The organism is Enterococcus sp. DIV0756 (assembly GCF_051710745.1).
Lineage (GTDB): Bacteria > Bacillota > Bacilli > Lactobacillales > Enterococcaceae > Enterococcus_A.
Genome location: NZ_JBIOLF010000002.1, coordinates 964,805 through 979,790, shown reverse-complemented (window position 1 = coordinate 979,790; position 14,986 = coordinate 964,805). Strand labels below are relative to the sequence as shown.

General features: G+C 38.8%; 14 protein-coding genes and 1 riboswitch. Of the genes, 2 read left to right on the top strand and 12 right to left on the bottom strand.

Annotated elements, in window-relative coordinates:
- Positions 1-319: 319 nt before the first annotated feature.
- From ribH to IGI44_RS21055, 8 genes are all read right to left on the bottom strand, one after another.
- On the bottom strand, positions 320-787 hold the full coding sequence (gene ribH, locus IGI44_RS21090) for a 6,7-dimethyl-8-ribityllumazine synthase (RefSeq protein WP_438789877.1): 468 nt from the start codon (positions 785-787) through the stop codon (positions 320-322).
- Between the two features lie 18 nt (positions 788-805).
- The gene (gene ribA, locus IGI44_RS21085) at positions 806-1,987 is read right to left on the bottom strand and encodes a GTP cyclohydrolase II (protein WP_438789876.1); all 1,182 of its coding nucleotides are present in this window, start codon (positions 1,985-1,987) and stop codon (positions 806-808) included.
- A complete protein-coding gene (locus IGI44_RS21080; RefSeq protein ID WP_181236033.1) occupies positions 1,980-2,582 on the bottom strand; it encodes a riboflavin synthase in 603 nt (200 codons plus the stop codon). Before IGI44_RS21080 ends, ribA begins: the two co-directional genes overlap by 8 nt.
- A 3-nt stretch (positions 2,583-2,585) precedes the next feature.
- A complete protein-coding gene (gene ribD / locus IGI44_RS21075; protein ID WP_438789875.1) occupies positions 2,586-3,641 on the bottom strand; it encodes a bifunctional diaminohydroxyphosphoribosylaminopyrimidine deaminase/5-amino-6-(5-phosphoribosylamino)uracil reductase RibD in 1,056 nt (351 codons plus the stop codon).
- A 231-nt stretch (positions 3,642-3,872) separates the two neighbouring features.
- A riboswitch (FMN riboswitch) is annotated at positions 3,873-4,010 on the bottom strand.
- A 69-nt stretch (positions 4,011-4,079) separates the two neighbouring features.
- Complete coding sequence (locus IGI44_RS21070; protein WP_438790305.1) at positions 4,080-4,529, bottom strand: PTS sugar transporter subunit IIA; 450 nt, start codon at positions 4,527-4,529, stop codon at positions 4,080-4,082.
- 111 nt (positions 4,530-4,640) lie between these two features.
- Positions 4,641-6,257: a PTS transporter subunit EIIC gene (locus tag IGI44_RS21065; RefSeq protein WP_438789874.1), complete on the bottom strand. Its 1,617-nt coding sequence runs from the start codon at positions 6,255-6,257 to the stop codon at positions 4,641-4,643.
- A gap of 14 nt (positions 6,258-6,271) precedes the next feature.
- Complete coding sequence (locus tag IGI44_RS21060; protein WP_438789873.1) at positions 6,272-7,651, bottom strand: 6-phospho-beta-glucosidase; 1,380 nt, start codon at positions 7,649-7,651, stop codon at positions 6,272-6,274.
- Between the two features lie 14 nt (positions 7,652-7,665).
- On the bottom strand, positions 7,666-8,541 hold the full coding sequence (locus IGI44_RS21055) for an aldose 1-epimerase family protein (protein ID WP_438789872.1): 876 nt from the start codon (positions 8,539-8,541) through the stop codon (positions 7,666-7,668).
- Positions 8,542-8,659: 118 nt separating this feature from the next.
- Between IGI44_RS21055 and IGI44_RS21050 the strand changes: the two genes are divergently transcribed.
- Entirely contained in the window at positions 8,660-9,418 is a 759-nt protein-coding gene (locus IGI44_RS21050) for a MurR/RpiR family transcriptional regulator (protein WP_438789871.1), read from the top strand.
- Positions 9,419-9,470: 52 nt separating this feature from the next.
- On the opposite strand, the gene IGI44_RS21045 is transcribed toward IGI44_RS21050, so the two are convergent.
- From IGI44_RS21045 to IGI44_RS21030, 4 genes are read right to left on the bottom strand one after another with little or no spacing between them, the layout of a single operon-like run.
- The gene (locus tag IGI44_RS21045) at positions 9,471-9,767 is read right to left on the bottom strand and encodes a PTS sugar transporter subunit IIB (protein ID WP_438789870.1); all 297 of its coding nucleotides are present in this window, start codon (positions 9,765-9,767) and stop codon (positions 9,471-9,473) included.
- Between the two features lie 3 nt (positions 9,768-9,770).
- Positions 9,771-11,108: a PTS sugar transporter subunit IIC gene (locus IGI44_RS21040; protein WP_438789869.1), complete on the bottom strand. Its 1,338-nt coding sequence runs from the start codon at positions 11,106-11,108 to the stop codon at positions 9,771-9,773.
- Between the two features lie 5 nt (positions 11,109-11,113).
- Positions 11,114-12,502 (bottom strand): glycoside hydrolase family 1 protein, encoded by a 1,389-nt coding sequence (locus tag IGI44_RS21035; protein WP_438789868.1) that lies wholly within the window; start codon positions 12,500-12,502, stop codon positions 11,114-11,116.
- Entirely contained in the window at positions 12,495-12,824 is a 330-nt protein-coding gene (locus IGI44_RS21030; RefSeq protein WP_438789867.1) for a PTS lactose/cellobiose transporter subunit IIA, read from the bottom strand. Before IGI44_RS21030 ends, IGI44_RS21035 begins: the two co-directional genes overlap by 8 nt.
- A 177-nt stretch (positions 12,825-13,001) precedes the next feature.
- Between IGI44_RS21030 and IGI44_RS21025 the strand changes: the two genes are divergently transcribed.
- Positions 13,002-14,906 (top strand): BglG family transcription antiterminator, encoded by a 1,905-nt coding sequence (locus IGI44_RS21025; RefSeq protein WP_438789866.1) that lies wholly within the window; start codon positions 13,002-13,004, stop codon positions 14,904-14,906.
- Positions 14,907-14,986 lie beyond the last annotated feature (80 nt).

Here is a 14,986-nt window from a genome sequence, read left to right as displayed (position 1 = left end):
AAAGAATAGATTTTCCGATGAATCTATAAATCTAATTGATGAAGCTATCCTACTCATTTATTATAGCATCTGTTTAATGGGAGTATGAACTCGCTTCCCAATAAAATTGTCAAAGAATCGGTATGAATAGTATCGTTAAGCAATTCAATATCACAATTTGACTTTTTATCCAAGCAGTACGATTTGTATATTATTCTTTTCCTTATAAAAGGATATGGGAAACATTCTTCACATTGATCAATGAGTAACATAATTACAACTTCACTCAAAATTAGTAGATGGTTATCCTAATAGTTCTATCAAAAATCTTTAAATAAAACTAACGAACTATATTTTTATTCAACGTCGCCATCTCGATCAAGCCCTGTGCTACTTCTGCACCTTTATTCCCTGCCTTGGTTCCGGCTCTTTCGATGGCCTGCTCGATGGTTTCTGTGGTCAATACGCCAAACATCACGGGAATCTCTGACTCCAGACCAATATGAGCCACCCCTTTCGCGACTTCATTACTAACTAGTTCATAGTGGGTGGTAGCTCCGCGAATCACTGCGCCTAAGGTGATCAAACCGCTGTATTTTCCACTTGCTACTAATTTTTTTGTGATAAAGGGAATCTCAAAGGCCCCTGGTACCCAATAGACATCAATATCTTCTTCCTTTACACCATGCCGCAGCAAATTATCCATCGCTCCGCTTAATAGTTTAGAGGTAATAAATTCGTTAAAGCGAGCAACAACGATTCCTACCTTGATTCCTTGACCGTCAAATGTTCCTTCAAATTGTGTCATTCTTTTTCTCTCCTTTTCTTAAATCGATAATAAATGATGAAATTTTTGTTTTTTCGTTTTTAAGTACGCACTATTTTCCTTTAAAGGGGCTGTTTCTAATGGAACCCGTTGGTGAATGTGGATGCCTCGTTCTTCTAGTTCTTTCACCTTCTCCGGATTATTGGTTAACAACCGAATATCCTTGATGCCATAAGAAGCTAGTATTTCTGCAGCAAATTGATACTCCCGTTCGTCGGGTTTAAAACCAAGCTCGATATTGGCTTCATAGGTATCTAGTCCTTGTTCCTGAAGCTGGTAGGCGCGCAACTTATTCTTCAAGCCGATGCCTCTTCCTTCCTGTCGCAAATAGAGGATCGCCCCGGTTCCTTCTGCTTCAACAATGCGCATCGCTTCATGGAGCTGCTCCCCACAATCACAGCGATGAGAGCCAAAGACATCCCCGGTTAGACATTCCGAATGAAGCCGCACCAACAATGGCTGTTCTGAGTTTGAAATATCACCCTTTGAAAGAAGCAAATGCTCTCGCTGTTGTCCATCCTCAAACAATGTTAATTCAAAGGACCCGTATTCAGTTGGAAGCTGAACCGTCGTCCTACCTTGTGCCGTCAGATAAAGCGTTAGTTCTTCCACTGTGATCATTGGCAGCTGCCATTCTTCTGCTAATTTTTCCAGCTGTGGACGGCGGGCCATAGAGCCATCGCCATTTAAAATCTCACAAATATAGGCCGCTTCACTTTGATTCGTCATTTTCGCCAAGTCTAACGCGGCTTCAGTATGTCCTCTTCGCACAAGCACGCCTCCAGCTTTTCCAATCAGAGGGAAAATATGCCCTGGTTTGTTAAAATCTGTTTCTTGTGCCTGGGGATCGGCTAGTGCTTTGATTGTTTGTGCTCGTTCACCAGCCGAAATCCCAGTTGTCGTTGACTGATGATCGACACTTACGGTAAAGGCTGTCCCGAAGCTGTCTGTATTTCTTTCGACCATCTCAGAAAGCTGCAATCGTTGAGCTACTTTTTCGGAGATTGGTGCACAGATCAATCCTCGAGCATGTTTTGTCATGAAGTTGACCGTTTCAGTAGTCGCTAGATTTGCAATTCCTACTAAATCTCCTTCTGCTTCACGATCATCATCATCTGCTACGATCACAAGTTGCCCCTTTTTTAACTGTTCAATGGCGGCTTCGATTTTTTCTCTATTCATACGATGTGTCCTTTCTTTGGGCTTTGACATATTTTCCTAACAAATCCGTTTCAATATTGACCAATTCTCCTCGCTGTAAACTTCCCAAATTGGTTTGATCCTTTGAGTGGGGAATCAGGCTCACAGAAAACAGGCGATTCGTGGCTTCTGTTATGGTCAGGCTTACACCATTAATCGCTATCGAGCCTTGAGAAATAATTTCACCAGTCAATTCTCTTGGGTAGTCAAACGTTAAAATCAAGGCATTTTCTAACACTCGTTTTTCGACTAAGCGGGTCGTTGTGTCGATGTGTCCAGCGACAAAATGACCTTCAATTCGACCGTTGAATGCTAATGCTCGTTCCAAATTTACTTCGTCAGATACTTTTGCCTTTGAAAACGACGTTCGCTGATACGTTTCTGGCATAATTTCAACCGTAAATTCCTGCTCTGATTTTTTGACGGCGGTCAAGCACACACCATTGATCGCCATACTATCGCCAATTTTATAATCTGCTAGTAGTTTTTTTGACGCTCGGCAGGTTAACAGAATGGTTCTTCCGCGAGGAATGATACGCGTCAGTTTGCCCTTTTCCTGAATAAGTCCTGTAAACATCTGCTACACTCTCCTTCCGGCGATTCGAACGTCTGATCCCAATTGTTCGATTGATATGTCGCTTAGTGCGGTCACCTGCTCCACTAAGCGTGTGCCAGTAAAACTAGCTGTGCCATTCCCGCCGATAATTTTCGGTGCAAGATAGGTAACCAGCTCATCCCAATAGCCGCTTGCTAAAAAGGCATCATGGATAGCAGCACCGCCTTCAACATAAAGGGATTGAATGTTTCTTTTGGCTAATTCAGTCACAACAAAAGACAGGGAAAGAACCTGTTTTCGAATGACTTCGATATGCTCAGGCAGATGAATCTCGTCATCCCTTTCGGTGAAAATGAGCACCGGACTGCTGCCAGCTTCAAAAAGTGCCAGTTCCTTATGGGCCAACACTTCCCCTTTTCGATCCAAGACCACTCGATAAGGTGGAAATTTATCCTCGTCGGTCGTTCCTAAGGTTGGATTGTCGATCAAAGCGGTTTGACTTCCAATCAAAATCCCTTGATAATCCCCCCGTTCTTTGCGGACTCGTTTCAATGCTTCTTCTCCTGTTAAGGGTGTTCTTTGACCAGCTAACGCAATTTTCCCATCTAAGGTCATGGCCTGCTTCAATGTGATAAACGGCCGTTGCTGCTCATGATAAAAATTGTAATGTCGATTCAGACTTCGAACCTCCTCCTCTAAGATCCCTGTAATCACCTCAAGCCCTTGCTCCTCTAAATAACGTTTTCCCTTTCCTGCCACAAGAGGATTCGGATCAAGTTGGCCGATGACTACCCGCTTGATCCCACTTTCCAGAATTGCTTGGGTACATGGCGGCTGCTTGCCATAGTGATGACACGGTTCCAGCGTGACATAGAGTGTTGAATTTAATAGTTTTTCGGGAGTTTTACATGATGTCAGCGCATTTTTCTCAGCATGGGGCTTACCATAAGCTAAGTGCGCGCCTTTAGCGATAACCTGATCGTCTTTGACAATCACTGCGCCAACTAAAGGATTCGTAAAGGTTTTTCCTTTACCCTTCCACGCTTCCTTAATCGCAAGCCGCATAAATGTTTCAAGCATACAAATTCCTCCTTTCCAAACAGCTATCTCGTTGTAATGAATGTATTTTTCCAAAAAACGGGAAAAATAATTCTATTCTCGTTACGCATAGCATTTTTCTAACCTGCTGAAGCAGGAAGAAAAACTGCAAAAAAAAGACCCCGTGTAAGCACATACACGAGGCCGTAACAGATAAACTCAAAGAAACCATAATGAAAAAAGGATAGACCTTCCCCATCATACTTCTGATAAGTTTTTCTTCTCCCATCCAGACTTTAACTGTCGGTTCCAGATTCACACTGGATCAACCGCAAAAAAATGCGGGTCACGGACTTCAAGGTACGCCTTGTCACCGTCGGTCGGGAATTACACCCTGCCCCGAAGAATACTATTCAATTCACGAAAAATACTACTATTCTTTTTTTAAGTCGTCAACAGAATAATTTTAAAATAACAAAATTATTTTCCAACAACGAGAACTGGACCCTGTATTTTTTCTACAGATGCGGAGCCTTGCTTGATTATCTCAACAGAAAACTCGCTGCTATTTGTAATAACCATAGGAGTAACCAAATTGTAGCCCTTTTCCTCAATAAAATCCTTTTCCAATAAAATTAATGGTTCTCCTTTTTTCACTTCTTGTTCTGGTGACACTAATACAGAAAAACCTTTTCCGTTTAATTGTGTGGTTTCTAAACCTATATGAATCAATATTTCTGCACCATTATCAGCTAGTAACCCTAAAGCGTGCAACGTATTAGCAATCATTATGACTTTACAATCACACGGAGCCCGTACCGCTTCTCCAGATAATTCAACGGCTATGCCTTCACCTAGCATTTTGTTAGCAAATACTGGATCAGGAACTTGTTCTAACCCAATTATTCGTCCATTGACAGGGGCAAACAGCGTTACCTCAGATCAAAGCTTCTTCTCTTTTCTCTTTGAAAATAAAAACATCTTCATCTTCTCCTCTAAGAGAAATAGCCGCATAAATTACACGGCTATTTATCAAAAATTCTAGCTCGATAAGCCTTCTAAATATTCCTCAAAATTGCTCTTAATGATACTCACATGCGGCCCATAGATAATCTGGACCCCGCTGCCTTTTTTGATAATTCCCTTAGCACCGTGCTGCTTCAATAGCTCATCATCTACTGCTTCAGGATCTTCTACAGTTAGTCTCAATCTTGTGGCACAGGCATCAATATCTACCAGATTTCCGGTTCCGCCAATGGCTTTCAAAATAACACCAGACAGCTCGTCATCAGAAGAATCACCCGCTTTTTTCTTTTGAAAATCATCTTTGGTGTAAAGCTTCGCTTCTCCTTCATCTCGTCCGGGAGTGGGAATATTAAACCTTTGGATAAGGTACTTGAAGACAAAGAAATACAAGACCGCATAGGCGATAAATACTGGAATGATCATCACCCAATTGGTTTTGGCATTACCTTGCAGCGGGCCGTATAAAAGAAAATCAATTAGCCCACAAGAAAACGTCGTTCCAATACAAATTTTCAACACATGCATCAAAACAAATGATAAGCCAGCAAGGCCGCAATGCAATAAGAATAGGAACGGTGCGATGAATAAGAAGGTAAACTCAATTGGCTCCGTAATCCCTGTTAAGAAGGACGTCAATGCGGCTGAAAAAAGTAAACCGCCCACTAATTTACGTTTCTCTGGTTTCGCTGTTTTATACATAGCATAAGCTGCCGCTGGCAAACCTGCCATCATAAATGGATATTTACCAGTCATGAAACGACATGCTTCAACACTAAAACGAGTCGTACTTGCTGAGGCAAGTTCCGCGAAATAAATATTTTGCGCTCCGGCAACCGTCACGCCATCGATAATTGCTGTCCCACCCAATCCAGTCTGCCAGAAAGGGATATAGAAAACATGATGCAAACCAAAGGGAATCAAAGCCCGTTCCATAAATCCAAAAATAAAGGTTCCGAAATAGCCCGACTTCATCACTAGACCGCCAGCTGAAAAAATAACTGATTGAATCAATGGCCACACAAAATAGAAAGCGATTCCAACAAAAATGTACACCAGCACAGAAATAATTGGAACAAATCTAACGCCTGCAAAAAACGATAATGCACTTGGTAATTGCTGCTTATAAAAACGATTGTGCAAGGCAGAAACACCTAATCCAACGACAATCCCGCCAAACACGCCCATTTCCAACGATGTGATGCCGACCACACTTGTTAATGCTCCGTCTAACACACCTTTACCGAATGATCCATCTGGTAAAATACTGCCATCCGCCTGAAGCAGTGCATTAATGGTTGTATGCATCACGAAAAAGGAAATCGCCGCAGATAATGCTGCCACCGCTTTTTCTTGCTTTGCCATGCCGATCGCGACAGAGATAGCAAAGATAATTGGTAAATTCCCAAAAATAACTGTTCCTACTTGTGAGAAAATTGAGAATAGCACATGTAAAGGTGTGCCATTCCCCAATATTCCTTCCAGTTTATAGGCCTCAATCGTTCCCTGATTGGTCAATGAAGCCCCTACTCCTAATAACAATCCGGCAATTGGTAGAATTGATACGGGTAGGAAAAAAGAACGCCCAATTTTTTGAATCGTGGCAAATACAACACTTTCACCTTTTTTACTCATTGCTTCCATCCTTTCTATCTCTCGTTGATCGTTAACTCCTGAGACTTTTCATCCTTAACTTCGATTCCCAGTTCCTCTAGCTTTGCAATGGTTTGACTAAACTGAGGCAAGTATTTCTTATGGGCCAACAGTAATTCATCTAAAACACGTTTCGCTGTTTTACCCGATGGAATCAATGGATTCATCGCGAATGCCTGCAGCGCCAAGCCGTAATCTCCCGTGACCGCTGCTTCACAAATCGTTAATTCCATATTTTTCATTAGCTGCAGCCAGCCTTTTTCTGCTGAGTTAAAGGTTCCAAAAGCTTGAGTAATCGCCCCAGTTGAACCAATATTGGCCGAAACCTCGACCACACATTCTGCTGGTAAATCCGGGATTGCCCCATGATTGATCGTGGACACTACCATGTGCGTTTGTGCATTTGAGTGAATGGCCGCAATTGTTGCACATGCGGCATCCGAATAATAAGCTCCGCCTCGTTTGGCTAATTGCTCTGGTTTATGATTCAGCTCAGGATTCTTATATAGTTCAAATAACTGGGCTTCGGTTTCTTTTACCTGTTCACCACGTGTACCAATTGTGCGATATTCCTCTAATGAATGGGCCAGCATCTCTTCTTCTCGATAATAATAACGATGATAGCCGCATGGAATCATATCGACACTTTCTAATTGCTCTTCAAAAAATGGCACACTGAAAATGTTTTTAGGAAGTCCAGCATCCTGTAAAGTCATTTCCTTTAACATTCGTTTCGTAACATTCTTACCAGTACTATCAAACACCCGATGCCAATGAAAATGATTCAGACCAGCAAAACGATATACCAAGTCCTTTTGCGTCTTCCCGATCAACGGAGGCTCCTCCATTGTTGCGATAACTGGAATATTGCACAATCCAATGACTTTTTCCCATCTTCCATAACGAACGACTGCCTCGGTCACCATGCCGCTAGGATTCGTAAAATTGATCAACCAAGCATCCGGACAATAGCGCTTCATATCTTCGACAATATCCAGCATGACCGGAATTGTTCGAAAGGCTTTTAAGATTCCGCCGGCACCATTTGTTTCTTGTCCCAGCATACCGTAATAAGAAGGAATTCGTTCATCTTTGATCCGAGCGTTTAAAAATCCAACGCGGAATTGTGTCGTAACAAAATCCGCTTCCTTCAACGCCTCGGAACGATCCAGGGTCGTGAAAATTTTTACATCATAGGGTGAGGCATCCCACATACGTTGTGCCATCGCTCCGATGATCTCTAGTTTTTCTTTTCCTTCTTCAATATCGACAAACCAAATTTCTTTGACAGGAAGTTCATCATACCGCTTGATAAAGCCTTCCATAAGCTCTGGCGTATAGCTGCTGCCCCCGCCGATTGTTGCAATTTTTACCATTTACACGCTGCCTCCTAATAGATTGAAATCATAAATTCTCTGCTAAAGCTTTCTTTTTCCTGTAGCTGATAACTACCGAACTTGTTCTCAAATTGCTGATCCGTCCCAACACGATCTGCGATTCCGCACCATGGCTGAATACAAACAAAATTCCCAAGTGTTGGATACGGCGACCAAATGCCTACATAATCAAAATCCTTAAAAGAAACAACTAATTTAGCTGAGTCCCTATCTGACTTTAAGGTAAATTCGGTCATCCCCTCAATTTGATAAATCAAGGCATCTTGTTTAAAAAGATCATGATCCAATCGAAGTGGAAATCTTTCTTCTGTAAAAGCGTTCGCCAAATCGGCTTCCTTGTTATCCGTCAAAACAATTCGTTTTCGGCTTTTTTTTGGTGAAACTTCCAAATAATAATCTTCAAATTTCAACTCAGGATTGATTGGGGCCGTAAATCCAGCGTGATTCCCATAGGAAAAATAAATCTGCTGATTGTCTCTGTTCTTTACAGTAAAACCAACCGATAAACTATTTTCCTCAAGGGTATAGCGAACATTTACCTCAAAATGAAATGGATAGATTTCCAAGGTTTCTTGATTGCTTTTGAAACATAAAATAACTTGACTGTTCGTTTTTTGTTTCAGCTCAAATTCAACATCTCGTAAAAAACCATGTTGACCTATCTGATATTTTTTGTTTTGATAGAAATAAGTATTCGACTTTAAACGACCTACATTGGGAAATAAAAACGGCGCACTACGATTCCAAATCGTGGGATCAGCCTGCCATAGATATTCATACCCCGATCGTCGGTTTTTGAAACTCTTTAACTCCGCACCGTGTAACGAGATTGATACGCTGCACTGAGCATTTTCTAAATAAATAATCACTATCCCTCCTATATTTTTTTAAGAATCGATCCTTAAAAAAAGAGTAACATGTAACCGCAACCAAATGGTTCCAGCTTCTGAAACTGGTTCCAATGACAAATCAGCAAAGGAGTTCATTATGAATATCGAAGAATTAATCAATGAACACTATAACTATTTAAGCCCCACCGAAAAAACGATCGCTCACTACATCGCAAATCACAAAGATGAATTAAAATCACTATCCATCACCAAACTGGCAGAAAAAACAGCCTCATCTAAAGCTTCAATTGTCAGACTCTCACAAAAATTAGGCTTTAAGGGCTTTACTGAACTGAAAAACTTCTTTGTTTGGGGCGATAAAAACATCCCGCAGAAGCTGACCTTTGCTTCCAAGTCAAATATTCTTAGTTCCTTGGCAGATACCATGGACTATCTCAAGAAGGCTGACTGGGATGAAATTTATGATTTAATTGACCATTGTGAGAAAATATATGTCATTTATACTGGTGTTTCTCAAAAAAATCAGACAATCGAGATGGAACGGCTTTTCTTGTTTATTGGTAAACCAGTCCTGTCCATCCCTGCCGATAAGGAGTCCTATGAATTCAAGCATTTCTTCAATGTCTTGAAACAAAATGATCTCATTTTTATTGTTTCCTTGACCGGTAATAACCATAATCTATCCGATGTATTGAACCTTTTATCCCTCAAGCGAGCAAAGACGATCTCCTTAACCGGACACACAGATAACCTGTTATCTCAACGAGTCGACTACCGGCTTTATGCTAGTCGCTTCAAAGATGTTCCAGAAGATTCCTTGCAATCCAATTCAATGTTTTATGTAGTGATCGAAGCATTGGTGTTTGGCTATTTGGAGCATAAGAACCTCAATTAAAACACATAAAAAGGACTGATAGAATCATCCTATCAGTCCTGAAAACAGCAAGTTAAATTTTTTTCATTAATTCATCCAAAACCTTTTTTACATTCATTAAACCAAAATCCTGAGCTGAGATTACTACAACTGGTACATTTTCTGGAACTAATTTTTTAATATCCTTTTCGGCAAATCTGATTTGTGGCGCTAATAGAATAGCATCTGTTTCCTCGATAATTTCGTCGAGTTCAACCATCGGGACAGCTTTTACAGTTGCATCAATATTTCTCTTTTTGATTTCTTCTTGCAATTTTAACTGCATGATCCCCGTACTCATACCCGCATTGCATACTAATACAATATTCATTTCTTATTCCTCCAATGCTACATTTTGATTTTCCTGTAACTCCTCTTCAAGTCGCTCTTCTTCCATTTTTTGTTTTTCATAAATTTTGAAAAACGGAAGATAAATGAATAGATCGACTACTATTAAGCCAATTACAAGGAACAATGCCTTCACATCCATTGTAGAAAGGATTGCTCCAATAGGTGCGAACATATTCCAACTAGGATCAGCAAATGTCCTACCAATAAGATGAAAATCCATTGCTAAATAAGTGATTACCCCATTAAATGCCATAGTAAAGACAAACGGAAACATCATAACAGGGTTAAACATTAATGGTAACCCAAATATTAGCGGTTCATTAATATTGAACAACGATGGAATAATACACAATTTACCGACTGTTCGAATTTGTTTCGACTTACTTCGCAAAGCTAAAAAGGCTAATCCTAATGTTGCTCCACTTCCTCCGATCGCCATAAAGGTCCACCAAAATGGTTCTGTTAAAATATAGGGTAAGGAGATTGCTGCTGTTCCTGCTGCGTATGCTGCTGAATTGGTAGTAAAATTGGTTACTAAAAATGGCGTTAACGGACCTGTAATAACGGTATCGTGAATCCCAAACCACCATAAAAGCATGACAATTACTGCTAGAATAAGCACACCCCAAACACTATCAATCATACTTACAAGCGGGGTCATAATTAAAGTCATCAATCCTGGAAAAGCATCGCCAGTTAAATTTAATGTAATAGAACTCAAAATTCCCATTAGTAGCAAGATAACCGCTGAAGGTGCTAGTGCCGCTAATGAATCGGTCAATGCTGGCGGCACTCCTCCGCCACTCAGTTCAATACGTCCAAATTTCTTGTTTGTCAAAAATCGGTATAACTCCACAGTAATAATAGATACCAAAATACTAGTAAATAGCCCTTTGCCATCAAAATATTGAAGTGATAGCGTTCCATCCTTGGTTACACAACTCATAATAAGAAATGAAATCAGCGTTAGTATAACAGAAATGAAATTATTTAGTTTATAGTGCTTCGCCAAGAAGAGTCCTAACCCAGCAGTCACATACAAAGACATGCAACCCATAGATATATTGTAAATCAGACCTAGCGGCACGGTTGTAAAATCAGCCAGCGATTGCCAGCCTTGAAAAAAAGTTCTTAAAAAGCCGACATCCATTGTCGTATAATCAGCAGCCGGCGAGATAATAATCAAAGCAAAACTTCCAATTGTCATAAAAGGAATTAGTGACAGAAACGTGCTTTGCAGTGCTTGGATATACTTTTGGCGAGCAATTTTATTTGCCATTGGTGCAACATGTTTTTCGATCGCATTACTAAACTTCTCCATTTTTATCACTCCTCATAATTTCTAATAAAGTCTCTGTACCAATAATAGCTGTCCTTTGGTATTCTTTGATTTTCGTTATCAAAATCAACATATACTAACCCGTATCTTTTTTCATAACCATTAATCCAACTGTATAAATCCATTGTCGACCAGACAAGATAGCCTCGAACATCGCAACCCTTTTCCTTTGCCTCCAGCAAATTGTCAATAAACCCTTTAAGATAATCAATTCTGTAAGAGTCTTCAATTTTTTCATCAATTAATTTATCATAGTGCCCAACACCATTTTCAGTAATAATAATCGGCGTGTCTGGATAGAGTTGTTTTAACTCAAGCAACAGATCATAAATTGACTTAGGATAAATCTCCATTCCCCATGGATTTTTCTCTGTTGTAGGATCATCATCGAACTCGAACCAATCCTTGATTACTGCCTTAGGAGCATCGCCTGTTCCAGTATTATTGTTTGTTAGAACAGTCTCACCACCTGTATACGGTTTTACTAAAATCCGGTCATACGCATTAATACCAAGAAAATCAACCCTTCCTGTCTGAAAAATATTCTTATCTTCTTCAAGCATATACGAAACATCCATGCCATCGGTGACTAATTTTTGAATAAATCTCTCAGAATACTGACCATATACACATACATCATTGACACTTCGATTAAAGAATAAATCGGCATTTTCTTTCGCTTGAGAGTATTCTGGAGTATTTTGAAGTACCTCAATCGAATAACTGTCTGAAACTAATCCAATCTCTCCGGTAAAATCCATTTTTCGATAAACGTTGACGGCTTTTGCACTTGCGAGCATTAAATGATACATTGCATGCCAACGTCGATTTAAATCCTGTACATTCGGTGGATAGTTTCCAATAGCATAAGAACACAAGGTATCATAATTAGGTTCATTAATGGTCATCCAGTAGTTGACTCGGTCGCCAAATTCTCTAAAACAAACTTTTGCATATTCTTCAAAAGCATCTGTTGTCTCGCGATTCTCCCAACCACCTTTTTCAAAGAGTGTCTGTGGTAAATCATAGTGATACAATGTAACAAGAGGCTCAATCTTATACTTTAAACAGGTATCTATCAACCGATTATAAAAATCAATCCCCTTTTGATTTATCTCACCAATACCATTAGGAATAATACGTGTCCAAGCGATTGAAAAACGATACGCATTTTGGCCTCCTTCAGCCATCATTTTTATGTCTTCTTCATATCGATGATAATGATCACTCGCGATATCACCAGTAACTGGATTCACATTGTTCTTTTCGCTATGACAGAACACATCCCAATTGGATAACCCTTTACCATCTTCATTCCATGCTCCCTCACATTGATAAGCTGCGGTTGCGCTCCCCCAAAGAAAGTTGTTAGCCATTCTTGTTTCCATCCCTTTCTCTATATAGTTCAATAAATTCTTTAGCGATCCGTTCAAACATAATTGTTCCCATCAAATGATCTTGGGCATGAATAAGAATAATACTAAACGCAATATCTTCTTCATTTGCTTCTGCTGTTAGTAATTTAGTTTGTGATTTATGTGCTGCATTCAATTTTTCATTCCCTTGTTTTATTTCCTTTTCAGCACCATCAAAATCTTGCTGCTTGCTACACTCAATCGCCTTATAGAAATGATCATAAGCTTCTCCAGCTTTTCCGATTAATTGAAATGCGATACTTTGTACTTCACTTTTGTCCATTTTCTGTAACCCCTTTCTCTAATTCCAATATAGCTAGCTTAATTTACCTATTCAAATCTGTTTTTTCATAGCACCCCGCAATTTATTAATTTGCGTTGTACCCCGCAATTATAATTTTGTCTTATTCAAGTTCTCCGTTATATAATAAAGTTGAATACTTAAAAAGAGGTGATTATTTTGGAACAATACAGTTTTACTAATAGACAAAAAAGGATTATTGCTGAACTTGTAAACAGTACAATTCCTGTCAAAGGAAAATCTTTAGCTATCATTCTTGATCTGTCATTAAGAACCATTCAAAAGGAGATTTCTCTGATAAATAAAGAACTGCCTCTTATAAAGTCAAGTAATAAAGGCTACTCTATTGATTCAAACTTATTACCATCTTTTACTGTATTTGAAGAGGACGAAAAGGATTTAAATCATCAACTATTGAAGAAACTATTTTTTAGTAAGAAAAGTATTCGAATTGAAGAACTAGCAGACATGTTTTTTATTAGTCTCTCCACTTTAGAAAATAAACTAAGAGAAATCGATCATGATTTGGAAAAATTCTGTTTGAAAATTAGCCGACATAAAGGATTGCTCAATATTTCAGGAACTGAGCTTAATAAACGTAGATTTATTAGTAGCCTAATCATGAATGAAGTCGATCCCACCTTTAATACTATCGATAACTTATCTTCTTTTTTCGGAGAAATTGATCTATCAAAAACAAAGTCGATTATCTTAAATGCAATCCATAAGTACGATTTTTTTGTTGAGAAAAATTATTCTTCAAATTTATTAATCAACATCATTCTTGCACTATATCGAATGCGTACGGATTCCTACATAGAAACGATTCCTGATTCTTTAGTAACAGCAGACTCCGTTGAATATCGAATTTCATTAGATATATGCAATCAATATGCTGATCACTGGCATATTCAGCCCAAAGAAAATGACATCATTTACGTGGCGACTTTGATTATGGGACAAATCAAACCTATTAGTCTGAAAGAAAGCGATGAGTATTCGCTAGAAGTGATCACACAAGACTTTATTGGCGAAATAAATGATATTTTGCTAGAAACGTTCAATTATTATCTTTTGGACATCAATTACCAGCAATTTCTTTATAATTTTGCGTTGCATATAGATGGTCTAATAAAACGGGCTTCTTCGAAACAATTAGTTAGCAATGAAGTCTTAGATAACTTAAAAAGGAACTGCCCATTCATCTATGAAGTAGCAATTTCCATATCAGAGAAAATTGCTTCAAAATACGGTATCTTCATTTCCGATGAAGAAATTGATTATATCAGTATCCACATTGGTTTTCTGATTGAAAACTCTACTGAGGACACTCGATTAATTAAAATTTTACTTTTAACAAAGGATTACCATCGTATCAGTGATAACATTATGAAAAAGCTTAACGAAACACATGGTGATCACATAGAAATACGAAGTACAAATAACGGAGCACCAGAAAATAGTATTGATTCTACAGTGGATCTAATTATTTCAACCAATCCGATAAATGTTATCGGTAAGAAAGTTGTTACGGTTTCTCCGTTTTTCTCTCTTATGGATCAGCTTGAAGTCGATAACGCGATTCGATTATGTATCAAAGAAAAAGAAATGAATTACCAAAATAAACTGTTGTCTTCATTCTTTCATGAGAAGCTCTTCTTTAAGACCTCTAAGCTTCAAACAAAGGAAGAAGCGATAACATTTCTGTCGCAAGAAATAATTGATTTTGGTTTAGCTGAATCTGATTTCACTGAATCAGTCTTTAGAAGAGAAGCGATGTCTTCCACTTGTTTTTTCGATACTTTCGCTATTCCCCATGCCATAGAGATGAATGCTAAAAAAACAATGTTTTGTGTGTTAATAAATGAAGAAGGTATAAAATGGGGAGAAAATACTATAAATATCGTTCTAATGATTGCTGTTCAAAAGGATGATCGGAAAAAATTTATGGACATTTACAACACGATTGTAAAAATTTTATGGGATAAAGAAAAGGCTAATCTCTTAGCCAACTCAAACAATTTTGAGGAGTTTATCTTTTTATTGAAACATCAGAATGATTAGCGCAGCAATCAAGAAAAAGTCCCAGATAGTTGTAAAAACAAGATCTCCTCATAATAATAATTGACACAAACGACCACGTA

Bases quoted from the DNA above. Each gene is read 5' to 3' on its own strand.
- ribA (WP_438789876.1), bottom strand. From the start codon at position 1,987: ATGAATAGAGAAAAAATCGAAGCCGCCATTGAACAGTTAAAAAAGGGG.
- IGI44_RS21045 (WP_438789870.1), bottom strand. From the start codon at position 9,767: ATGAATATTGTATTAGTATGCAATGCGGGTATGAGTACGGGGATCATG.
- IGI44_RS21050 (WP_438789871.1), top strand. From the start codon at position 8,660: ATGAATATCGAAGAATTAATCAATGAACACTATAACTATTTAAGCCCC.
- ribH (WP_438789877.1), bottom strand. From the start codon at position 787: ATGACACAATTTGAAGGAACATTTGACGGTCAAGGAATCAAGGTAGGA.
- ribD (WP_438789875.1), bottom strand. From the start codon at position 3,641: ATGCTTGAAACATTTATGCGGCTTGCGATTAAGGAAGCGTGGAAGGGT.
- IGI44_RS21040 (WP_438789869.1), bottom strand. From the start codon at position 11,108: ATGGAGAAGTTTAGTAATGCGATCGAAAAACATGTTGCACCAATGGCA.
- IGI44_RS21065 (WP_438789874.1), bottom strand. From the start codon at position 6,257: ATGAGTAAAAAAGGTGAAAGTGTTGTATTTGCCACGATTCAAAAAATT.
- IGI44_RS21035 (WP_438789868.1), bottom strand. From the start codon at position 12,502: ATGGCTAACAACTTTCTTTGGGGGAGCGCAACCGCAGCTTATCAATGT.
- IGI44_RS21060 (WP_438789873.1), bottom strand. From the start codon at position 7,651: ATGGTAAAAATTGCAACAATCGGCGGGGGCAGCAGCTATACGCCAGAG.
- IGI44_RS21030 (WP_438789867.1), bottom strand. From the start codon at position 12,824: ATGGACAAAAGTGAAGTACAAAGTATCGCATTTCAATTAATCGGAAAA.
- IGI44_RS21080 (WP_181236033.1), bottom strand. From the start codon at position 2,582: ATGTTTACAGGACTTATTCAGGAAAAGGGCAAACTGACGCGTATCATT.